The sequence below is a fragment of the Murimonas intestini genome, from assembly GCF_024622195.1.
In the GTDB taxonomy this organism is placed as follows: Bacteria; Bacillota; Clostridia; order Lachnospirales; family Lachnospiraceae; genus Murimonas; species Murimonas intestini.
The window spans coordinates 111,832-133,214 of sequence record NZ_JANKBI010000009.1 but is presented as its reverse complement, the minus strand read 5'-3'; the positions used below and the strand labels follow the sequence as shown (position 1 = coordinate 133,214).

Here is a 21,383-nt window from a genome sequence, read left to right as displayed (position 1 = left end):
CTTATTTTTTAAATTCAGAATTGCTGTGATTAAAAGACCAACGGTCAGTATAATCATAAATTCCTCATATGTACTCATAAGGCATCTCCTCCTTCCGCAAGACTCGGAACGGATAGAGAGCTGCCGCCTGTTCGGCTGCCCGGGTAAGTATATTATTGTCTGCCCCTGGGGCGGGGCAGGTTCTTTTATTTACAAATTAATATTTAGGGGTTCTGGCGTATCCAATAAATGACAGGATTACTTCAATGATTACAAACATGAAATACATTGGAAATAATACCATCGCTACAGAATATAGGATTGCTCCTGCCAAGGCAAAGCCCCTTTTCTTCATAATCAGTCCTAAAGCATTGAATATGGCAGCTATAAATGTGGCGATAAGGTGTGGCATGACAAGTGCAGTTGCAATACCTGCGCCGATCTGTTCATAAGCGTCAGATCCTGAACTGGCAGCTCCCGACCAATAGAACACGCTATATATCAGGTAAAGTACACCCACAATCAAAGAAATCAGTAAACATATACTTAGTTTCTTTTTAATCAAAGACGGCGGAGCCTCATAAGGAACACCAAATTCCCGCGAATACTCTATAGGCGCTGCGCAGTTTGGACATTTGTCAGCTTTGTCTGAAAACTCTTTTCCACATTCTTTACATGTTATCATTGCCATAACTATTTCCTCCCTCATTTGTTTATAATCAAAGGCAATTTGCCTATTGATTCATCATCTTTCCGATCCTCAGATTTGGCCCAAAATATACTACATAATCATATATAGTAGTAAAAAAAATTTCGGGTTTCTTAGAAAATTAATATCATTTAAAGATGGCTGTAAAATAAAAGGATTCCCCTTATTACAAGGGAAATCCTATAATGGAGACGGTGGGACTTGAACCCATGGCCTCTTGAATGCCATTCAAGCGCTCTCCCAACTGAGCTACGCCCCCGGAAAATATGTTTTTATTATATCTTATCTTACTAAGTTTTTCAACTATATTTTTATTTAATTTGCCCCGCATGAGCGGGGCGCGTTACTGCTCACTCTGTGACCAGTAACACGCTTCGCGGTGCACAGAAACGTAGGGCGGTTACTTGTTAAAAATTATTTATAACGGTTCAGTACCTTCACAGTTACCTGCAAAATAGTTACAATTATTTTTCGGCTGTAAGGGAATCTATTTTCCTGAGTTCTTCAGCAGTAAAGGGAGAGTGTTTTATAACCTTCAGATTATCAAGGATCTGCTCAGGCTTTGAGGCTCCTATGAGGACGCTTGTGACGGCGCCGTCTCTGAGCACCCATCCGAGGGCCATCTGTGCGAGAGACTCTCCTCTTGATCTGGCTATGGAATCCAGCTGACGGATACAGTCCAGGCGTTCCTGGGTGAGCTGGTCTTTATGCAGAAAACGTCCATCTGTAGCTATGCGGCTGTCAGATGGGATCCCCTTTAAATACCTGTCAGTCAGCATTCCCTGGGCCAGGGGTGAGAAAGAGATGATTCCTTTTTTCTGCTCCACGGCAGCAGCCTTCAAACCATTGTTTTCAATGGTACGGTTAAAGATATTGTAGGAATTCTGATTAATGATGAACGGGCAGCCCATTTCTTTAAGGATTTTGCCCGCTTTTACCATGGTTGGCCCGTCATAGTTGGAGAGGCCGGCATAGAGAGCCTTTCCGCTTCTGACTGCCTGGTCCAGTGCATCCATGGTTTCCTCAAGAGGAGTTTCAGGGTCCATCCTGTGATGATAGAAGATATCTACATACTCCAAACCCATCCTCTGCAGGCTCTGGTCCAGGCTGGCAAGAAGATATTTCCTGCTGCCCCAGTCTCCGTATGGGCCGGGCCACATGGTATAGCCTGCCTTTGTGCTGATTATCATCTCGTCCCTGTATCCGGCCAAGTCTTCTTTTAAGATTCTTCCAAAATTTCTCTCGGCGCTGCCGGGTTCCGGTCCATAGTTATTTGCCAGGTCGAAATGAGTGATGCCATTGTCAAAGGCTGTAAAGCACAGCGCTTTCATATTACTGAAAGCTGCCGTATCACCAAAATTATGCCATAATCCCAGGGATACCACTGGCAGCTTCAGGCCGCTGCAGCCACAGCGGTTATAAGCTGTCTCATTGTATCTTGTATCACTTGCTTTGTACATGTAAATATTCTCCTTCTCTCTGTCATGGCATATACTGCAGCAGTCCGGCTGTCTTGGGATAGTGGCATGTGAACAGTACCCCCTGCGTTACTGTTCACTCCGTGACCAGTAACACGCTCCGCGATGCACAGAAACGGCAAAAACCGCCGTTTCGCGCTGCAACCCTCGGGATTTTCGTGCAAATATGCACGAAAACACCTCGCGGGATGGTGACGTGTGAACACTACCCCCCATGCTGCAATATATGTTTAGTTTTCAGCTCCTGTATTTACATATACTAACACTTCAAGTATACTTGAAGTCAACCGGGAATTTTACAATTCAGATAAGTATGGAGGATGGTATGAAAACATATACGATCAGGGAAGTATCACAATTATTTAATCTTCCGGCTTCTACTCTCCGGTATTATGAGGAGATGGGCATACTGACAAATATCGGGAGGTCAGATACCGGGCAGCGCATCTATACAGAAGCGCACATTAACCGTCTCAGGAGTATCTGCTGCTTCAAGGGGACCGGTATGTCTATCCCCAAGCTCCAGGCATTCTTTGCTTATGAAGAGAATGAAGAAGATCATATAGATGATATCCTGTCTCTTCTGTCAGGGCAGAAGGAGCAGGTGGAAAAACAGATCGTACAGCTTCAGGCTGACCTGGAACATGTAAAGAGAAAATTAAGCTATTATGGAGATATTAAGAGGTCAATAGAGTGCGGCATGCCGCGCCCATCCTGGGATGACTATAGAAAACCAGCCGGTAGTTTGGCAGCGCGAAACGGCGAATTTTGCAGTTCCGGTTAAGAGATGTCAGGCATAACAGCCCGGCCGCCAGCTGTATAGCTGATGGCCGGGCGGCAGTATGCAGAAACTGCGTCAGCAGAGTACGATGATCTTACGCGGTGTGGTCTGAGGCGGGAGGCTTCTTGTAGTCACGCCATAGAAGACGATAAGATAATGTCCGCCGGGCCTGCAGTTAAAGCGCTGGCCGTTTGCAGTGACAATCTGGGTTGCTGAGGATGGATTCAGCTTAAGAGAATGGTTTGCGGCATTTAGATTTCTGTCAAAGAAGTCTGCCATCACATTTTCATTAGCTCCTGTTCTTGCTATGAGAGCCGCCTGGTAGCGCGGAGGGTATATGAGCGGAACCGGAAGTGTTTCATCATAAAAAGCCGTGACGCGCATCCCTGGGCGCAGCTGCATATTATCCACCACATAGGTATCAGCATTGAGTATGAAGTTTACAACATTTTCAGATGTCCGGAGGGTAATAAGCTGATTGCAGCACTGGTTCTGGAAGGGTGCTATTTCCTGTATAATGCCTGTCACAGGCACAAAAATTGGGTTTGCCATTGAAATATTCCTTTTTTGTTTAAAATATGCAGATGAAACTGACTGGTTCCTTATCACTCTCTTTTTTCACCCACCTGAATCGTATGGAAGCCTTCACCGTGTACCTCATTTGATTCAAGGACAATGATAAAAGAGTCAGGATCGGCAGCCTTGACAGCCTTCTGTACGGCGTACATCTGTTTATTATTACATGCGCACATGACCACCTCTTTGTCATCCTGCCTGTATCCTCCGGCAGCTTTCAGAAGCGTGGAGCCTCTCTGGCAGCATTCTTCAATCGTGTTTGCTATCCTGGCCCCATCAGAAGTGACGATAAGGGCCAGTTTACCTGCATTTATTCCGTACATGACCTTGTCTGTAACAATTGCAAACAGATAGTTTACAATCATACCGTAGATAATGCCGTCTACATCCCGGAATATGAGCCCGCTGGCAAGTACGATCCCTACATCAGATAAAAAGGCGATTTTCCCTATGGACATGTGGGGTCTTACTGCCTTGACGGCCATGATAATGAAATCCGAGCCTCCTGTTGAGGAATTCTGCATATATATGAGTGCATACCCAAGTCCGGCTATCACACCTGTGCATATGGCGGAAAGGAGCCTGGGTCCTTCATATACAGGCAGCAGAGGGGCGCCAAAGTCGATGAGCAGAGAAGAGATGATCATCGAGCGGAGAGATCGCAGGAAAAAGGTGCGGCCAAGCAGCTTATAGCAGAGGATGGCCAGAGGGATGTTCATGACTATTGTGGTAAGCCCTACAGGCAGGCCGAACAGCCTGTAGAAGATGATAGAGATACCTGAGAATCCCGTCATGGGAAACTGTGCATTCATGGCGAAATTATAGATGCCGATGGCGATCAGGATGTTGCCAAGCAGCTCTATTGCAAAGGCCTTGATGCTTTCTTTGTGTTTGGAATTTAGTTTCATTTTCAGTTCCTCCATTCATATTGATCCGTGCAGGAGCGGGGAAGTACTGGGAACCCCGCTGTATTTTGCACATAAAAAAGAACGGATGCAAATTATAGTGATATAATTCGCATCCGCTCTTTTAGTAATATAAGTCTACCACAACATGAAAAAAATTGCAATAATTCTCGAAATCGAAACTGCTGCATAAACTAGAGGTGAGTTACTGTTCACTCCGTGACCAGTAACAGAGATGAGTAACTATTCAGCAGTGGTAATTGTGAAGATGTGAAGCAGCTGCAGATTTGAAAACTGCAGCCTGCCGGAAGGAATAAAATTATGGAAATTAAAAAAAGGATTCTTATGAACTCCAGTTGTTATAAAACCGGAAGAACAATATCACCCCAGGGAATCATGACCCACTCAACAGCCACGCCGGGTGGGACGGCGGAAGACTTTATCAGCTACTGGAATGGGGATGTGTCAGAATGTACGACTTATATTATTGATGATACGGGCATATACCAGCTGCTGCCGGAGAAACACAGAAGCTGGCATGCGGGTTCCCCGGCGAATGATATGTATATCAGCTATGAAATATGTGAGCCGGGTACATTCCAGTATAATGGACAGTGGGCCACTATGGGAAATTATGATCCCACCCTGCCTGAAAATATCAGGTATTTTAACACGGTATATGCTTATGCAGTGGAACTGAGCGCTTATTTTTGTAAAAAGTATGGGTGGGAACCTGATTCCAGCCATGTACTGTGCCATCAGGAGGGGTATCAGAAAGGAGTTGCCACAGATCACATCGATGTACTGCAGTGGTTCCCGAAACACGGGAAGAGTATGGATGATTTCAGGGCGGATGTCCGGGCATGTATGAATTCATCGGATGGCAGCTCCAAGCCGGATATTCAGATCAAATACTATGTCCAGGCCGGGTCATACAAGGATGAGAAGCTGGCCAAAAGTTTTTCAGCTGTTCTGGCACAAAAGGGTTTTCCGGCATTTGTAAAGAAGATTTCGGGCATGTACAAGGTCCAGGCCGGGGCATTTGAGAATATAGAAAATGCAAGGAAGACAGTGGAAAAATTGCAGGAGGCCGGGTTCGAAGCGTTTATCGTTGAAGGCTGAATAAGGCCGTAACAGTTCAGCTTTTAACTGTTCCGCGAAACTGTGTTATAGTCAGACGGCTGAATTGTAACATCAGGACCTGGCGTTCTGCTGAAATTAGTTGCACAATATTCCAGGAGCATTTATAATATAAGAGCAGGCCTGTATCTTTAATGCACAGACCATGAGCACATGATACAGGTGTGCAGAAATTACTGAACAGTTGCCATTCCTTTAGAAACATAGTGGTAAGAAAAGAAAAAGAGGTAGAAAAGATGAAAGATGAATTTATTACATTCACAATAGGAAAACAGAAGAATATTGCGTTGATCGCCCATGACGGGAAGAAAAATGAGCTTATCCAGTGGTGTGCAGACAATAAGTCAACTCTGGAAAAGCATTTTCTGTGCGGTACAGGAACGACAGCCAGGATGATCACAGAAAAGACAGGACTTCCTGTAAAAGGCTACAACAGCGGCCCTCTGGGCGGTGACCAGCAGATCGGGGCAAAAGTAGTAGAAGGAAAAGTGGATTTTATCGTGTTCTTTTCGGATCCTCTGGAGGCACAGCCTCATGACCCGGATGTAAAAGCGCTGCTGCGTATTGCACAGGTCTATGACATCCCCATTGCCAATAATAAGGCAACAGCAGATTTTATGATAACATCTGCCTTTATGGATAAGGAATATGAGCATCAGGTAATTAATTTTAAAAGAAATATCCAGGAGCGTGCAAAGTCACTTTAATGACTTACGCGGGGATTTAAAACCGGAGTGGAGAGCTCCGGTTTTAAATCACACTTTTGTTCTGATACAGCGGGGCTACTGCATCATTCCCTGAAGAACCTGATTTACAAGCTTGCCGTCTGCCCTGCCCTTTACCCTGGGCATCAGTTCTTTCATTATGCGGCCTTTGTCTTTAGCGGATGGTGCGTCTATCCCAAGTGACGTGAGAACTTCTGTGATCACGTTCCTGATCTCGTCCTCATTTAACATATGCGGGGCGAATTCCTCATAAACAGCAATTCTCTTTGTACATTCATCGATGATGTCTGTGCGGTCAGCTGGTGTCAGATCCAGAGTTTCCTTTGTCTGCTTGATCTCTTTAAGTACAACTTCATTCTCTTCTTCTTCTGTCAGATCCTCACGCTTATCGATAGCTTTATTTTTTAGGGCGGACAAAAGCATGGAAAGAGAATCTTTTCTTTCCTTTTCACCAGCCTTCATTGCTGCTACCATTGCACTTCTGACTTCATCTATTCTGCTCATTTTATATTCCTCCTGATTCATAATATGTTGGTTGTTTACAGTATCAAAACAGTACATCATGTAAGGCTTTTCAAAAATATTCAGGCTGTAAAGAATCTTGTCACAGCGTCTGTGAGTGAAATTTGGTCTGCGGTGCCCATCAGTTCCCTGGCTGAGTGCATGGCAAGAAGTGGAACACCGATATCAACAGTCTTTACAGGTACCTGGGCAGAGAGCGGAGAGCCGATGGTACCGCCGCCTGCCTGTCCGGTGCGTTTTACACAGCGCTGATATGGAATGCCAAATGTCTGGCAGAGGTTCATCAGACCGCCTACGGCTTCGCAGTCCCATGTATACTTCTGGTTACTGTCCATCTTGATCACAAATCCGCTGCCCAGCTTCGGGTATGTGGTAATATCATAGGAGGCCGGGTAATTGGGATGGAAACCATGGCCTACATCTACAGAAAGGATCATACTGCCCTGGATATCAGAGAGGAATGAGATCCTGTCCCGCCCAAGGGAAGCCCAGATCTTTTCCAGGATAATACTCAGCATCTGGCTGTCAGCACCCTGCTTTGTGCGGCTGCCAATCTCTTCATTGTCGAACAGGGCGGCCAGACTGATCCTGTCTGAGGGTGAGCTGTCCATCAGCCCATAGATTAAAGCGCACGCTGAGGTAGCGTTGTCAAGGCGCGGGCTGGATAGGAATTCCCCGTTAAGCCCTACAAGCTGCGGTTCTTCCGGGTTGTAGATATACAGTTCGAAATCAAGGATATCTTCGTATTTTACCCCTGTACTGCCGGCAATATAACGCAAGAGATAATCATCCTGGTTCAGAGTCTCATTCACCATGGCACAGAGAGGCATGAGGTGTGTCTGCTTGTCAAGGCCTCCGGCATTTTCTTCTGACCTGGACATGTGTATAGCCAGGTTTGGTATGGTAAGGACAGGTTTTTTTAAGTCAACATATACCACATCCGGGTTTAAGAGGTCCTTACTCTTGAGGGCAAGACGTCCCGCTATGGACAGAGGCCTGTCAAAAAACGTGCTGAGAATAGGCCCTCCGTAGATCTCTGCATTTATCTGGAGATATCCTTTTTTATTAAATGTACCGTTGGGTTTTACACGGAGGCAGGGCCAGTCCGTATGAGCGCCTCCTATATGGACACCCTTGGATAAGTCGGCATCCCGGCCGATCTTAAAGGCAAAGAGTTCACCTGAGAAAGTCCGGCAATAGTAGCCCTTTCCTTTCTCAAGTGTCCAGGATTCCTTAGAGGAAAGGGGGATAAATCCGGCTTGGTCCAGAAGGTCAATGGAATGTCCGACCATGTGGAATGGAGAAACACTGTTTTTGAGGTATTCTGTTAAGTTTTCAATAGTATTCAAGTCATATCCTTCTTTCTTAATTAAGCTGTATGCATTCCGTTAAATGAATGTCCATACACTCATAGTTTAATCGAAGGAGGAAGGTTCGTCAATCCCAAAGGTCTATTTGTTGCTATTTCCGTAACAGTTCAGCCTTTCACTGTTCCGCGAGGTGTTTTCGTGCATAATGCACGAAAATCCCGGGAGCTGCTGCGCTACCTGGCCTTGTCTTTATTTTCTTCGGGAGCCATTCTGGGGGCCTCAAAGCGGTAAAGATCCTCATAAGACTCAAGCTCTGCATCGGACTGGGGAGCAGAAGGGATCAGGCCTGTACATTCCCAGGCAGAGCAGGAATTGCCGAGATAGTCATAGGAGTCAAAGGCAGCTTCATTTTTTGTTGCAGCTTCTGACAGGGAAGGTGTATCATCTTTCACTCTTTCGTAATTCCTGAGTTCATTATCTTCTTTGCTGTTGTATCTGTTATCCATGGTATAGCCCTCCTTAATATTTAAAGGTTCATTGAAGTCACATTTATTATTAGGGAAAAGCTGATAAAAAATACATCCGGCAGAAAATGTATGATAAAATAAAACTGCACAGATTATAAGAGAATGATTCAGCAAAATAATGCTGTTAGAGAATATTAAAGGAGAATTCAATTGAATTATAAATTATTGATCGAGTATGACGGGACAAAGTATAATGGCTGGCAGAAACAGGGAAATACAACAAATACAATACAGGGAAAAATAGAAGATGTGCTCGCCAGGATGCAGGGACATGAAGTGGAGGTGCATGGGGCAGGACGCACCGATGCAGGCGTTCATGCAAAAGAGCAGGTTGCAAATGTTCACCTGGATGGAGGCAGGACAGCTGAAGAGATCAGGGTGTATCTGAATAAATATCTTCCTGAAGATATTGGCATCCTGGATGTGTCGGAGGTACCGGGCCGGTTTCACAGCAGGCTTAATGCTGTGGAGAAGATCTACTCCTACCATCTTGCATTTGGAGAACAGAAGCATGTATTTGAGAGAAAGTTTATAACATTCCTGGAAGAGAAGCCTGATGTGGAAAAAATGAAGCAGGCGGCTTTATATCTGGAAGGGGAACATGATTTTAGAAGCTTCTGCGCAAATAAAAGGATGAAAAAAACAACAGTGAGAAAGCTGTATGCAGTTACATTCAGAGAATACGGGGATGAGCTTTTTATTGAGTACAGAGGCGAAGGTTTTCTTTATAATATGGTCAGGATCATGACAGGAACACTCATCGAGGTAGGACAGGGAAAGCGCAGTCCAAAGGAAATAGAGTCCATTCTGAGGGGGCGCGACAGAAGCCTGGCAGGGCCAACGGCACCTGCCAGAGGACTGACGCTGCTGAAAGTTATCTACCCTCAATAACCGTAGTTCTCACCGATGAGGATAACCTTGATCCTGCCCTCGGTGCGGTTGAAACGTGTGATCAGGGTCTGGGCACAGATACAGTCAGGGGAGAGGCAGCCGGCACATGTTCCTGTAAGGCTGCAGGGTGTCTTCATGTCAAGGCGCATTGCATTTGGGGGAGCCGCCTGGTCGTGGGCCCTCCTGATAGCTGCATCAGTGTCATGGACAACTTTGTTCATGCCGATCATCATGATGACATGGTCCGGGCCGTAGGAGAGTGCGGCAACTCTGTTGCCTGTGCCGTCAATGTTGACAAGCTGGCCGTCCAGAGTGACGGCATTGGCGCTCATAAAGTAATAATCTACAGAAAAGGCTTTTCTGTAATATTCTTTTTTCTCTTCAGCTGTGCGGGCAAGCGAGCGGTCCACCAGGGTGAGGGAAGAAGACTTCAGGGCATCCATCATCCCGCATTCTTCCAGAGTCTGGGAGCCGCCCCAGGATACAGAAGAACCTTCCGGTATAAAGCTCATTGCCTTTTCAACGGCTGATTTTCCGTCAGGGCAGTAATAACCCTCCATGCCTCTTTTCTCCAGCGCTTTTATGATAGCGGCTGCCTGTTTTTCGTAAAAGGATTCCATTGGTGTCATAATAAGACCTCCTTGCATTTTTCCTGATTATAGCATATTTCCCATTGAAAATCATCAGAACAGCCAGTATAATAATAGTCAGTATAAAAACGGTTAGTGGTCACGGAGTGAACAGTAACTGAAAACGGCAGAATATTGCCGTCAAGGTAAAGGAGTACCCATATGAAAAAGATTCTGGAAATGATAACAGAACAAATAGAGAAAGCGTTTGCTGAGGCAGGCTATGATGCTGCTTATGGAAAAGTAACACTGTCCAACCGCCCGGATCTGTGTGAATACCAGTGCAACGGCGCCATGGCTGCCGCCAAGGCGTATAAAAAAGCGCCTGTTATGATAGCAAATGATGTGGTAGCTAAACTGGCAGGCGGGGAGATGTTTTCAGAGGCAGCTGCAGTGAACCCGGGTTTTATTAACCTGAAATTAAATGATGAATTTCTGGCAGACTATCTGCGGAAGATGCAGGAAGACGGGAATTTATCTGTAGAGAAGACAGCAGAGCCTAAAAAAATGATCATAGACTACGGCGGCGCCAATGTGGCAAAGCCGCTTCATGTAGGGCATCTGCGCTCTGCAATTATAGGAGAGAGCATTAAGAGGATGGGACGTTTTCTGGGCCATGATATGACAGGAGATGTGCATCTGGGTGACTGGGGGCTTCAGATGGGGCTTGTCATAACAGAACTTAAGAAGCGCCAGCCGGATCTCATCTATTTCGATGAAACCTTTGAAGGTGAATATCCGGAACAGCCGCCATTTACCATTAGTGAGCTGGAAGACATCTACCCTGCCGCCAGCGCTTACTCGAAGGAAGATCCGGAGTATAAGAAAGAAGCTATGGAGGCAACGTTCCAGCTGCAGCAGGGCAGACGGGGATATCAGGCTGTTCTGAAGCATATTCTGAATGTATCTGTAACAGATTTAAAGAAAAATTATGAGAATCTGGACGTGCATTTTGACCTGTGGAAAGGTGAGTCAGACGCCCAGCCTTACATCCCGGATATGGTCCAGTATATGAAGGACGAAGGATATGCCCATCTGGATGACGGGGCACTTGTTGTGGATGTGAAGGAGGAAGGGGATACAAAGGAAATTCCGCCATGCATGATATTAAAATCTGACGGCGCGTCTTTGTATAATACAACTGACCTGGCAACGATCGTTGAGAGGATGAAGTTATATGACCCTGATGAGATCATTTACGTGGTGGATAAGCGTCAGGAGCTATATTTTACACAGGTATTCCGCTGTGCGCGCAAGACTAAGCTGGTGAAGGAAGATACTAAGCTTGAATTCCTGGGCTTTGGCACAATGAACGGAAAAGACGGCAAGCCGTTCAAGACAAGGGAAGGCGGGGTTATGCGTCTGGAATCCCTGATTGCGGGCATTAATGAGGAAATGTATAAAAAGATCACAGATAATCACGATATTGATCCGGAGGAAGCAAAGGAGACTGCCAAGATCGTGGGACTCTCAGCACTCAAATACGGCGACCTGTCAAATCAGGCGTCAAAGGATTATATTTTTGATATAGACAGATTCACATCCTTTGAGGGGAATACAGGACCGTATATCCTGTATACGATCGTGCGTATTAAATCCATTCTCAATAAGTATAAAGAAAATGGAGGTAATGCGTCAGGATGTGTAATAGGTACTGCAGCAGGTTCCGGCGAAAAGGATCTGATGCTTATTCTTTCACGGTTCAACAGCGCCGTGGAAAATGCGTTTGAAGAGCTGGCTCCCCACAAGATCTGCGCATACATCTATGATCTGGCCAACGCGTTTAATAAATTCTATCACGAGACTAAGATCCTTGCAGAGGAGGATGAAAGCCGTAAGGCAGGATTTATCAAACTGCTTCAGCTGTGCAGGGACGTACTTGAGCAGTGTATAAGTCTGCTGGGATTCTCTGCACCAGAGAGAATGTAACAGGGCACAGGAGCGCCAGGGCGTTCCTGAACATAACATACAGCCACAGCAGGTGCGCTGTGGCTTACAGGACCAGGATGCAGGCTGCAGTATTGGGGCGTGTGTCCTGGTCCTTTTTATCCTATAGAATAAACTCCTCCGGGAGGATGCGCAAAGCGCACTTTTGGTCTCTTGCCAAAGTACGGGGCAGTTATTTCCGCGGAGGCTTTGGCTTTCATGTTGTGTAAATTGAAATAAGATTAATTTTGTACATTTTGACTAACATGTCCAGGCATGTGATGCATGATGTAATTAGCGGTAAAACAGGGGAAATTTCGAATAGAGAATGTTGGCTTCTTTGAAATGTATCATATACAATAAGAAACAAACATAATTAATTTATGATATTTTACTAATGGACAGAAATGTATATTTGAGATATAGTGATCTTAACAAAATGAGTGAGGAATCCTCTGTTGAGTAGTTACCAAATTCGTAACTATTCAGCAGGCCTGTGCATTTATTGCACAGACCGTAAGAAAATGATTCAAGTGTGCAAAAAATCTCATCGCCGAAGGCGATTTTAAATGGATTTTTGCATGTAACTGTGAAGGTACTGAACAGTTACCAAATTCTAATAAATCAATAGGAGTTTCTTTTAAGAAGCTAATAAAATTCTGATTAAAATCTATTATTATCTATTACAAATCATTATAATTCCAGACAAAAATTCTGATTTAGGTTTATAAAATAAGCGGGGAATCCTCTGTCTTGGCAGGCGGAGGAATGAATTTGCCCAGAACAAGTTTAAAGCATGAAATGATGGGCTCATATCCCTGCGGCACAGGCTTACAGCATACAGACGGGAGGTGGTCAGATTGGAAGAGGTGACCTGCTGGATAAAAAGTATAAGATCCTGAAACCACTTGGAAAGGGAGGTGAAGGAAGTGTATGGCTTGCAGTTAATATCCGCACATATAAGGCATGGGCGGTAAAGGAGATTGCCGGGAGGCAGAGAGAGGAGGCGGGGCTGTGGCGCAGGTTTGACAATGAGCACCTGGTTCAGATCGTTGACATTATAAATGAGAATCAGAAAACGTATCTCATCATGGAATATATAAAAGGAAAGACACTTGAACAGATACTGAAGAAGAGCGGAAAGCTGTCTTTGCAGAGAACAGAAGACTACGGAGTACAGATATGCGATGCCCTGATATACCTGCATACCAGGCAGCCGGCTCTTATCCACGGAGATGTCAAGCCGGCAAACATAATATGCAGGGATAATGGTACACTTGTACTTTTAGATTATGGTTCTCTGTCCAGATCCGGAGCTCCTAATATTGCCTGCTTCGGAACAAGGGGATATGCTGCGCCGGAGCAGTTTGCAAGGGATGCAGTGCTGGATGCCAGAACAGATATCTATAGTCTGGGAGTGACATTGTACCAGCTTTTCTGCGGAAAACCGGGCATAGAAGACAACATGGGCAGGATGAAACTGATGAACAGAAGAATGTGGGGAATTCTTCAGAAATGTATGGAGACGAATCCGGAGCATCGGTATTCATCTGTCAGAGAAGTACGGAAGGCTTTAGAAGGGGCCGGCCGGCAAAACCGTGCCTGCTGCGTCATAATTGCGGCGCTGGCAGCAGGATGTCTGGCAGCCGGAAATGAAATACCCAAGTGGGGGGAGGAGGCGGAAATAAGAGAGAAGACATATGATGAACTGCTGGCGGAGGGCGGAGAGGAAAACTGCATGAAAGCAATATCAAGAGATGCCGGGAGGTCTGAAGCGTATTTCAGGCTGCTGGATATATATCTGGAAGATGATAAATTTTCAGCCGGAGAAGAAGAAAAAATGTGGGAGGCCCTGGGAATATCAGAGAAGGGAATAGACAATATGGCAGACAGCCGGGAATTTGCGTATCAGCTTGGACTGGCTTATTGGTATTTTTACGAGGAAAATGGCGGGAAAAAGTATGCACTGCCATGGTTTAAAAAAGCAGCTGAGGCGTCTGAGGGAGAAATGGACCATGCCCATCAGCTGAGAGCACAGGTATTTTTAAGGATAGGAGGTTATTATGAAAAACTGGGACAAAAAGATGTATCAGGAGATAAAAGAGAAATTTATAAGAAGTACTGGGCAGATCTGATGGAATTAAAGGACAGCAGTATCTCAGAAATAGACAATAATGTTACGCAGCTTCGCCTGATGAATGAGATCGTGACACAAATATATATACACTGTGCAGATTTCAGAGAGATTGGTGTGACAAAGACCCAGATGGAGGAAGTGCTTGAGGACATAGAGAACGAAATGGGGGAGATGGATATATCCGGCAGTCAGAGCAGTGTGGAGCCGCAGCTGTCCGGAAGAATAAAAGAAACTATCATTCTTGCGGAAGAAGCAATCTTCCGCACATTTTTGCAGGAGGTGGAGAGGGGCAGATGAAAAGGGCATGGGCGATAGCAGCCGCCGTATGTATAGGGCTGCCTGTGATTGGCATGCAGACACTAAGTTCCAGGGGAATACAATATCATACCGGGATAGATGAAAGAGCGGAGGATAAGCAGGAAAGCGGCTTAAATGGCAGGCAGGAAGAAAAAACAGAAATAGAGTCAGGGAGTGAAAGCTGGTTAGAAAGCAAACTGGAATCAGAGAGCGAATCAGAGTCAGAGAGCGAATCAGAGCCAGAAAGCGAATCAGAGTCAGAAAGTGGATCAGAGCCAGAAAGTGGATCAGAGCCAGAAAGCGGGTCCGGGCCGGAGAGTGAACCAGACAGTGAGGCTGCATCGGAGAGTGAAACGGGAACGGAAACTGGAACTGAGTCAGAAAGCGAAGCCTGGACTGAAACTGGTACTGAACCAGAAAGCGAGTCCGAACCGGAGTCCGGTACAGAAAAGGAAAGTGAATCAGAGTCTGGAGGTGAAACAGAGACAGAGCCTGGTACAGAGCCGGAAAGCGGGACAGAAAACGAATCAGAGAGTGAATCAGAAGGAGAGTCAGAAAGTGAATCCGAACCGGAAAGCGGGTTCGAACCGGAGCCCGGTACAGAGCAGGAAAGTGAATCTGAGAACGGGAGTGAAACAGAGCCAGAGAGCGGGACGGAGAATGAATCAGAGAGTGAACCGGGAGAGGAGTCAGAAAGTGAGCCTGAACCGGGGAGAGAATCCGAGACTCAGACAGGAGAGGAAGAACAGACTGAAACAGAGGAGGAAACGGAAGAAAATATATATAGTACGGAAACAGAGACGGCAATAAAGAAAAAGGTGAAAATTATAGAAATAAGACCAGATTATGCAGATGGAAGGAAAATCTATGACGGAAGCAGGAAGGTAGAGCTGGCAGCTGTCACGGAAGAAGCTCTGGAGCATGGCATGGTCATTGAGGTAAAGGGGGAGGCACAAAGCGCCGATGCCGGAACCTGGAATGTGGAATACAGCTGCAGCCTGTCCGGGGAGAAGGCAGACGGATATGAGCTTGAAATATCTTCTGAGATTTCACCTCCTCAGATACAGATCGTACCGAGAACACTGTATGTGGAAATAGGGGATGCACAGAAGCAGTATTACACAGAGGCGGACTACCGAAATCTGGTGTTCCAGAATCAGCAGGCTCCTGTCAGGGTCAGCGGGTTTTATGAGAATGGGAAGCCATCAGACAGATTTCCGGCAGGGTTTAAAATGCCGGTCCCGGATATTGACAGTACAGTGATACGGAAAGAGAGTCCCATGTATGAGGATGGAAAACCTGTTGTATATCAAAATGCAATCATAATAAGAGAAGATAATCAGGGGGATCCCACGGCAAACTACTGTTATGACCTTACAGATGGATCCGGATATTACAGGAGAGGCAGTATTGTACTTACGCCGGGCAGTATCCAGGATACACAGTTTGCTATACTCTCTGATAACAGCTTCAGAGATGAAAACGGTACACTTTGGGTGAAAGCCGGGACAAGCCTGACTGCAGTTCCAAAAGCGGAGAGCGGTTATAACACAGCAGTGGAAAGCGGGCCGCTTTCTGATGACGGCATATGGCAGTTTACACTGGCAAACTATAATGTAAGGGGGAAGGCGGCAGAATCCCTGGAAGCCTCGGCATCATACAGAGTGGATGGAGAGGCGCCTGAAGGTGAGATATCCGTAAGCGGGACTGACAAGAGCGGTTTTTCTAATAACAGTGCAGCTGCAGCCCTTGCATATGCGAAAGATAAGGGAAGCGGCATCAGAACTGTCCAGGCCCGGCTGGTAAAAATGAAAACAGGCGTACAGAGTGAAGAGACAGCAGAAGAAGGGAGCGGTGAATGGACGGACTGGGGAGTTGGCCAAAGCTGGAGTATTCAGGGGGATGGAACGTACAGCCTGTCTGTCAGATTGACAGACAGAGTCGGAAATACAAGTATTATTAAAAGCCCGGCATTTACGATAGATACAGCGGCTCCCAGGATTGAGATCAGCGGACTCATGGATGGAGTATCATATAACGGAGGGGCAGCAGCCAGAGTGACGGTCAGGGATCTGAACATTCTTGAAGAAGACATTGATATTACCCTGAGCCGGATGGGAAAAATAATGTCCGAAAAGTCATTGCCTGTACTCATGAAAAGAGGGAATGGCAGCATAGAATTTATTCTGGGGAATCTGCCTCTGGAACAATACCCTGATGGAAATTATGAATTGGCTGTGACGGCCACTGACAGAGCTGGAAATAGATCAGATAAAAGCATTCATTTTACTCTGAACAGAAATGGGTCGGTCTATTCTCTGGCGAAAGAATCAGGAGACAGGATCGCCAGATTTTATAACAGAGAGAGTTTTCCAATAGTATTAACTGAGACAAATTTGGACTCTGTCCAGAAGACTACGATTACCAGGAGTCTGGAGGGAGAACTGAAGGTTCTGGAAAATGGCAGTGACTACACTGTTAAAACGGCCGAAAAAAATGCCGGGGTGAGAAAGTATGAGTACACGATCAATGAAAATTGTTTTGAACAGGAGGGAATATATGAAGTAGTGGTAGCTTCCGCAGACAGAGCCGGCAATAAAACAGACAGCCAGCTGCAGAAGATGGAGCTTGTATTTGCAATAGATAAGACTCCTCCTTTGATCTTTGTGGGAAGTATGGGAACTACGGGCAAGGTCAGGGTGGAGGTCAGGGATGCAATAAGTCTCGCCGGTGTAGAAATCATAAAAAACGGAAGGCTGTGGAAGTCCTACACAGGAGAGGAATGGGAAGTAAATGGAACAGAGGAGCTTTCAGAGAATCTCAGCTTATTAAATGAAGAGAAGACCATACTGAAGGTACAGGCGTGGGATAAGGCAGATAACATGGCTTCCGTTTCAAATACTTTTGAAGGATACAGGATCATTTCAAAACGTAGAGATACAGGGATATATGCAGGAGGAAACAATGAAAGATCCATAAATGGCAGTTTGATGAAGAAGGAGGACAAGGCGCCAGCACCAAAAGAAGGGAATACAGGGAAAGCAGATGGTGGGGAGGCAGTATCCGGACAGGCAGAAGATGCTGAGGTAAGCTATCAGAATAATATAGAGCAGGTTGGAAACGAGGGAAAAGAAGATAAGAGGAGCGTTCCGGGAATATTATGGATTTTAATCGTCCTTTTCGGGGCTGCGGGAAGCGGAGCTTTATGTGTACATTTCGTGAAAAGAATGGACTTTTTTAATCGTCTGTGATATGATTTTAACGAAATGAGCGAGAAATCTCCGCCTCTGCAGGTGGAGGGAAGAATCGCCAAAAACAAGTTTAGCGGCAGTGGCGGGCATATATCCTTCACTGACATGAGGTCAAGACTTATCCGCAGATGGATAAAAGACAGCAAAACTGTTGAGTCATTTTGAACGATATATGGGTTCAAAATGTGGTTGGAAATAAAATGTGGTTGGAAATAAATATGAGTACATACCGATAAGGAGGAGACAAATCATGCCATTTTGTACACAATGTGGGAAAAAGCTTGAAGATGGGGAAGTATGCTCTTGCCAGACGGAAATAAAAGAAGCAGCAGGGCAGGAAGAAGAGAATCCAGTACATGATGCGGAACAGGCGCTCCAGACTGAGGAAACTGCCGGGCAGAGCCAGCCGGAGGCCAAAGAGCCTGAGCAGGACCTGACTTCAGCTGAGAAACCTGATCAGGACCAGCAGAGTGATGATATAACACTTGAGAGCATGTCTGAGGATACTGTACTGGATCAGGATCAGACGGAATCGGATGATGCTGATGAAGTACAGGAGCAGGACACTGAAGCCGGGGCAGCAGATCAAATCCAGCTGGAAATAGAGACGGAAAACCAGAGTGGACCGGGTGCAGAGGACCAGAGTCAGTCAGAAGCAGAGACAGAGGATCAGAGTCAGTCAGAAGCAGAGGCAGAAGGCGAGAGTGATCCGGAACCAGAGGCAATACATCAGGGCCAGCCAGGACAGAAGGGACCAGTACCAGGAATGCCGTATCAGGGTCAGCCAGGCCAGGGAGGACCAGTACCAGGTATGCCGTATCAGGGCCAGTCAGGGCAGGGAGTGCCAGTACCGGGAGCGCCGTATCAGGGCCAGCCAGTACCGGGAATGCCATATCAGGGCCAGCCGGGAGCCGGAGCACCGTATCAGGGCCAGCCGGGTCCTGGAGCGCCATACCAGGGAGGGCCGATACCGGGAATGCCATATCAGGGCCAGCCAGTACCTGGGGGACCATATCAGGGTCAGCCGGGAGCAGGAGCGCCGTATCAGGGCCAGCCGGGTCCTGGAGCGCCATACCAGGGAGGACCAGGAGCCGGGGGACCATATCAGGGTCATATGGGGCCGGGAGCGCCGTATCCGGGAGGACCGGGAGCCGGAGCACCGTATCAGGGCCAGCCAGGTCCGGGACCATACCAGGGACCGTATCAGGGGTATTACGGACAGCAGCATCACCGCCAGCCGGGAGCTTTCGGCGCAGCTATGTCGGGCATGTGGAAAACATTTATCAGCGGCCTGAAGAATCCTGAGTCTTTAAAGCAGTTTACAGCAAAAGGTGACGTAAAAGAAGGAATGCTTCTGTTAGGAGCGGAATCTGTCCTGATGGCACTCTATGTTCTTGTAGTAGTTTTAAGGACACTTTCCGGGTCTACGAGCGGTCTGGGCGGAACTATTTTCCTGATGTTCCTTTCAGTACTGATCGCTTCTTTCGGAATCAACATAGCCTTTGCAGCTGTATTTATGCCCATTTACCACGGGATTTCAAAGCAGCCTGTCAGCTTTGGACAGTCAGTCTGCTGTGTGGCAGCTAAGACAATAGCAGTTCTGCCGTTTTTGGCAGGAGGGATCCTTTTCGGAATCCTTTCGCCGCTTCTTTCCTACATGATAGCAGGGCTCGGTGTCATCCTTGGGTATTTCTTCTTCTTCACCGGTATGAAGGGGATTACAAGAGCCAGTGACAGCCAGCTGGTTTATGCAGCTTTCCTGGGATTTTTAGTGAACAATGTGATTACAATCGTGATTTATGCTTTTGTTATCCTGGGGATTGGTTCTACAGTCCTCAGATATGCATTTGGACAGTTTTCTTTCCTGTTCTGATGTGGGAATCCCCGGCCGTATTTATGCAGCCGGGGATTTGTGCACTCTTGATTAAATTCATTCATAAGAGGAGAAGCGTATGCTGTATAATCTTGTAGATTCCATTTACCCTATGCTAATATACTATGTTGCAGGTTCCGTCCTGTATATACTTCTGGGAACTGCTCTGGGAGATACTCTGGTTACGGCTTTAACGGCGCTTGTCATGCTGCCTGTAGTGCTGTGGCTGTACAGCAGGGACAAGAAGATGGGAAAAATAAGGATCAAAAAAGCAGAATATAAAGCCTGGACATATATCCTGATCGTTGTGGGAGCTGTGATAATCAGCCAGGCTTTTACATGGATCATGAATCTGGCAGGTGTGACTCAGACATTTTCTAATGAGGCACAGGAATCTCTAATGGCAGGCGCTCTTGTGGTTCAGATAGCGGGATTCGGACTCATAGCGCCGGTTACAGAGGAACTGATTTTCAGAGGACTTTTATATGGCAGGATGAAGGCATTTCTTAAAGGGTATCAGGCAGTGCTGCTGTCATCAGCGATATTTGCCCTCTACCACGGAAATATGGTTCAGATCATTTATGCATTTCCCATGGGACTTATCCTGATCTATGTATATGAAAAATGGGGGGACCTCAAAGCGCCGATTGTATTCCATATGGCGGCAAATCTTGTTTCGGTGCTGATAAATGCCTTTTACAAAATGTAATACCTAAATTTGTCATTTTAAACGACGCTGATAAAATGCGGTTTGATGGAGGGATATGTGTTATGACAGTAAATAAAGGTTTGGAATGGACATTTGATACAGTTGCAGCGGCATATGAAAAATTTCGGCCCGGATATACAGATGACCTTTACAAGATGCTTTTTGAGTATATTGACATCGATAATTCATCCCATGTTGTCGAGGTGGGGATTGGAGGAGGACAGGCAACATTACCAATTCTGAAAACAGGATGTATCTTAACAGCGGTTGAATATGGAGAGAAATTCTCAAAATTATGTGAGAAAAAGTTTGAGGAATATAAAAATTTTTCGGTTATAAATGAGAAATTTGAAAATGTTTCTTTTCCTGATTCTCAATATGACCTGGTTTATTCTGCGTCTGCTTTCCATTGGGTACCAGAAGATATTGGATATACAAAAGTTTATGGTATGCTGAAACATGGCGGAGCTTTTGCAAGATTTGCCAATCATCCGTATCGGGATAAGGGCAATCCTGACATTTCAGCAGAAATTGATAAGCTGTATTCAAAATATTATTGTGAATACTACGGCAAAGATATAAAAGCTGAAAGGGAATACAGTGAAGAACAGGCTATTTGTCGGGCGAAAATTGCAGAAAAATATGGTTTTACTGATATAAGGCACGCTATGTTTTACAGGACAAGAACATTTTTGGCTAAAGAATATATTGAATTACTTGGTACGTATTCAGACCATATTGCAATTGAAGAAAAGATAAGAACGGAATTTTTTACAAAAATAGAAGAAACAATAAATCAGTATGGCGGGACATTTACAATATATGATACCATTGATTTACAGCTGGCAAGGAAGCCTTAAAATAACTGTAATTGTGAATCGGATTTATATGTTTATCAGGATGATATTTTGCAGCAAAATTATCTTGTCAAATTAAGCTGTTTATAGGCTTAACTACGGATTTTTAATTTATTTTTGATTGTCCGGCATATTTCTTCTGATGCGATGTTAAGACATAA

At 45.7% G+C, this 21,383-nt stretch carries 18 protein-coding genes and 1 tRNA gene; 10 read left to right on the top strand and 9 right to left on the bottom strand.

Features of this window, described 5'->3' with window-relative positions; all coding sequences use genetic code 11:
* Positions 1-196 precede the first annotated feature (196 nt).
* The 3 genes from NSB28_RS14095 to NSB28_RS14085 form a co-directional block, all read right to left on the bottom strand.
* Positions 197-670, bottom strand: coding sequence for a hypothetical protein (locus tag NSB28_RS14095; protein WP_257497826.1), 474 nt, complete (start codon positions 668-670; stop codon positions 197-199).
* A 204-nt stretch (positions 671-874) separates the two neighbouring features.
* Positions 875-947, bottom strand: a tRNA-Ala gene (locus NSB28_RS14090).
* Positions 948-1,152: 205 nt separating this feature from the next.
* Complete coding sequence (locus NSB28_RS14085; protein WP_109747363.1) at positions 1,153-2,148, bottom strand: aldo/keto reductase; 996 nt, start codon at positions 2,146-2,148, stop codon at positions 1,153-1,155.
* Positions 2,149-2,491: 343 nt separating this feature from the next.
* Between NSB28_RS14085 and NSB28_RS14080 the strand changes: the two genes are divergently transcribed.
* Positions 2,492-2,950 carry a MerR family transcriptional regulator gene (locus NSB28_RS14080; RefSeq protein ID WP_109747364.1) on the top strand — a complete coding sequence of 153 codons (459 nt, stop codon included), beginning with the start codon at positions 2,492-2,494 and terminating at the stop codon, positions 2,948-2,950.
* A 72-nt stretch (positions 2,951-3,022) separates the two neighbouring features.
* Here the strand turns inward: NSB28_RS14080 and NSB28_RS14075 are convergent, their stop codons facing one another.
* Together NSB28_RS14075 and NSB28_RS14070 are read right to left on the bottom strand one after the other, a co-directional pair.
* Positions 3,023-3,499 (bottom strand): hypothetical protein, encoded by a 477-nt coding sequence (locus NSB28_RS14075; RefSeq protein WP_109747365.1) that lies wholly within the window; start codon positions 3,497-3,499, stop codon positions 3,023-3,025.
* A 53-nt stretch (positions 3,500-3,552) separates the two neighbouring features.
* Entirely contained in the window at positions 3,553-4,431 is an 879-nt protein-coding gene (locus tag NSB28_RS14070) for a YitT family protein (protein ID WP_109747366.1), read from the bottom strand.
* 318 nt (positions 4,432-4,749) lie between these two features.
* Here NSB28_RS14070 and NSB28_RS14065 point away from each other — a divergent pair, with 318 nt between their 5' ends.
* Positions 4,750-5,550 (top strand): SPOR domain-containing protein, encoded by an 801-nt coding sequence (locus tag NSB28_RS14065; protein WP_109747367.1) that lies wholly within the window; start codon positions 4,750-4,752, stop codon positions 5,548-5,550.
* A 254-nt stretch (positions 5,551-5,804) separates the two neighbouring features.
* Positions 5,805-6,275 (top strand): methylglyoxal synthase, encoded by a 471-nt coding sequence (locus NSB28_RS14060; protein ID WP_109747368.1) that lies wholly within the window; start codon positions 5,805-5,807, stop codon positions 6,273-6,275.
* Positions 6,276-6,350: 75 nt separating this feature from the next.
* Here the strand turns inward: NSB28_RS14060 and NSB28_RS14055 are convergent, their stop codons facing one another.
* The 3 genes from NSB28_RS14055 to NSB28_RS14045 all read right to left on the bottom strand — a co-directional run bounded on the left by NSB28_RS14055 (position 6,351) and on the right by NSB28_RS14045 (position 8,631).
* Positions 6,351-6,797, bottom strand: a complete 447-nt coding sequence (locus tag NSB28_RS14055; protein WP_109747369.1) for a GatB/YqeY domain-containing protein — start codon at positions 6,795-6,797, stop codon at positions 6,351-6,353.
* An 80-nt stretch (positions 6,798-6,877) separates the two neighbouring features.
* Entirely contained in the window at positions 6,878-8,164 is a 1,287-nt protein-coding gene (locus NSB28_RS14050; protein ID WP_109747370.1) for a M18 family aminopeptidase, read from the bottom strand.
* A gap of 194 nt (positions 8,165-8,358) precedes the next feature.
* Positions 8,359-8,631 (bottom strand): hypothetical protein, encoded by a 273-nt coding sequence (locus tag NSB28_RS14045; protein WP_243134937.1) that lies wholly within the window; start codon positions 8,629-8,631, stop codon positions 8,359-8,361.
* 171 nt (positions 8,632-8,802) lie between these two features.
* On the opposite strand from NSB28_RS14045, the gene truA reads away from it, so the two are divergent.
* Complete coding sequence (truA, locus tag NSB28_RS14040) at positions 8,803-9,543, top strand: tRNA pseudouridine(38-40) synthase TruA (protein ID WP_109747371.1); 741 nt, start codon at positions 8,803-8,805, stop codon at positions 9,541-9,543.
* Here the strand turns inward: truA and NSB28_RS14035 are convergent.
* On the bottom strand, positions 9,537-10,172 hold the full coding sequence (locus NSB28_RS14035; RefSeq protein WP_109747372.1) for a lactate utilization protein: 636 nt from the start codon (positions 10,170-10,172) through the stop codon (positions 9,537-9,539). The genes truA and NSB28_RS14035 overlap by 7 nt on opposite strands.
* A 162-nt stretch (positions 10,173-10,334) precedes the next feature.
* Between NSB28_RS14035 and argS the strand changes: the two genes are divergently transcribed.
* The 6 genes from argS (at position 10,335) to NSB28_RS14005 (ending at position 21,225) form a co-directional block, all read left to right on the top strand.
* Complete coding sequence (argS, locus tag NSB28_RS14030) at positions 10,335-12,101, top strand: arginine--tRNA ligase (protein WP_109747373.1); 1,767 nt, start codon at positions 10,335-10,337, stop codon at positions 12,099-12,101.
* Between the two features lie 811 nt (positions 12,102-12,912).
* Complete coding sequence (locus tag NSB28_RS14025; protein WP_109747374.1) at positions 12,913-14,532, top strand: protein kinase domain-containing protein; 1,620 nt, start codon at positions 12,913-12,915, stop codon at positions 14,530-14,532.
* Positions 14,529-17,783: an Ig-like domain repeat protein gene (locus tag NSB28_RS14020; RefSeq protein ID WP_109747375.1), complete on the top strand. Its 3,255-nt coding sequence runs from the start codon at positions 14,529-14,531 to the stop codon at positions 17,781-17,783. Before NSB28_RS14025 ends, NSB28_RS14020 begins: the two co-directional genes overlap by 4 nt.
* Before the next feature lie 250 nt (positions 17,784-18,033).
* Positions 18,034-19,656 carry a hypothetical protein gene (locus NSB28_RS14015; RefSeq protein WP_257497827.1) on the top strand — a complete coding sequence of 541 codons (1,623 nt, stop codon included), beginning with the start codon at positions 18,034-18,036 and terminating at the stop codon, positions 19,654-19,656.
* Positions 19,657-19,735: 79 nt separating this feature from the next.
* Positions 19,736-20,365: a CPBP family intramembrane glutamic endopeptidase gene (locus tag NSB28_RS14010; RefSeq protein WP_109747376.1), complete on the top strand. Its 630-nt coding sequence runs from the start codon at positions 19,736-19,738 to the stop codon at positions 20,363-20,365.
* A gap of 62 nt (positions 20,366-20,427) precedes the next feature.
* Entirely contained in the window at positions 20,428-21,225 is a 798-nt protein-coding gene (locus NSB28_RS14005; protein ID WP_109747377.1) for a class I SAM-dependent methyltransferase, read from the top strand.
* Positions 21,226-21,383: the final 158 nt, after the last annotated feature.

Bases quoted from the DNA above. Each gene is read 5' to 3' on its own strand.
- NSB28_RS14085 (WP_109747363.1), bottom strand. From the start codon at position 2,148: ATGTACAAAGCAAGTGATACAAGATACAATGAGACAGCTTATAACCGC.
- NSB28_RS14055 (WP_109747369.1), bottom strand. From the start codon at position 6,797: ATGAGCAGAATAGATGAAGTCAGAAGTGCAATGGTAGCAGCAATGAAG.
- NSB28_RS14060 (WP_109747368.1), top strand. From the start codon at position 5,805: ATGAAAGATGAATTTATTACATTCACAATAGGAAAACAGAAGAATATT.
- NSB28_RS14065 (WP_109747367.1), top strand. From the start codon at position 4,750: ATGGAAATTAAAAAAAGGATTCTTATGAACTCCAGTTGTTATAAAACC.
- NSB28_RS14020 (WP_109747375.1), top strand. From the start codon at position 14,529: ATGAAAAGGGCATGGGCGATAGCAGCCGCCGTATGTATAGGGCTGCCT.
- NSB28_RS14080 (WP_109747364.1), top strand. From the start codon at position 2,492: ATGAAAACATATACGATCAGGGAAGTATCACAATTATTTAATCTTCCG.
- NSB28_RS14075 (WP_109747365.1), bottom strand. From the start codon at position 3,499: ATGGCAAACCCAATTTTTGTGCCTGTGACAGGCATTATACAGGAAATA.
- NSB28_RS14045 (WP_243134937.1), bottom strand. From the start codon at position 8,631: ATGGATAACAGATACAACAGCAAAGAAGATAATGAACTCAGGAATTAC.
- NSB28_RS14010 (WP_109747376.1), top strand. From the start codon at position 19,736: ATGCTGTATAATCTTGTAGATTCCATTTACCCTATGCTAATATACTAT.
- NSB28_RS14005 (WP_109747377.1), top strand. From the start codon at position 20,428: ATGACAGTAAATAAAGGTTTGGAATGGACATTTGATACAGTTGCAGCG.
- argS (WP_109747373.1), top strand. From the start codon at position 10,335: ATGAAAAAGATTCTGGAAATGATAACAGAACAAATAGAGAAAGCGTTT.
- NSB28_RS14095 (WP_257497826.1), bottom strand. From the start codon at position 670: ATGGCAATGATAACATGTAAAGAATGTGGAAAAGAGTTTTCAGACAAA.
- NSB28_RS14070 (WP_109747366.1), bottom strand. From the start codon at position 4,431: ATGAAACTAAATTCCAAACACAAAGAAAGCATCAAGGCCTTTGCAATA.
- NSB28_RS14035 (WP_109747372.1), bottom strand. From the start codon at position 10,172: ATGACACCAATGGAATCCTTTTACGAAAAACAGGCAGCCGCTATCATA.
- NSB28_RS14015 (WP_257497827.1), top strand. From the start codon at position 18,034: ATGCCATTTTGTACACAATGTGGGAAAAAGCTTGAAGATGGGGAAGTA.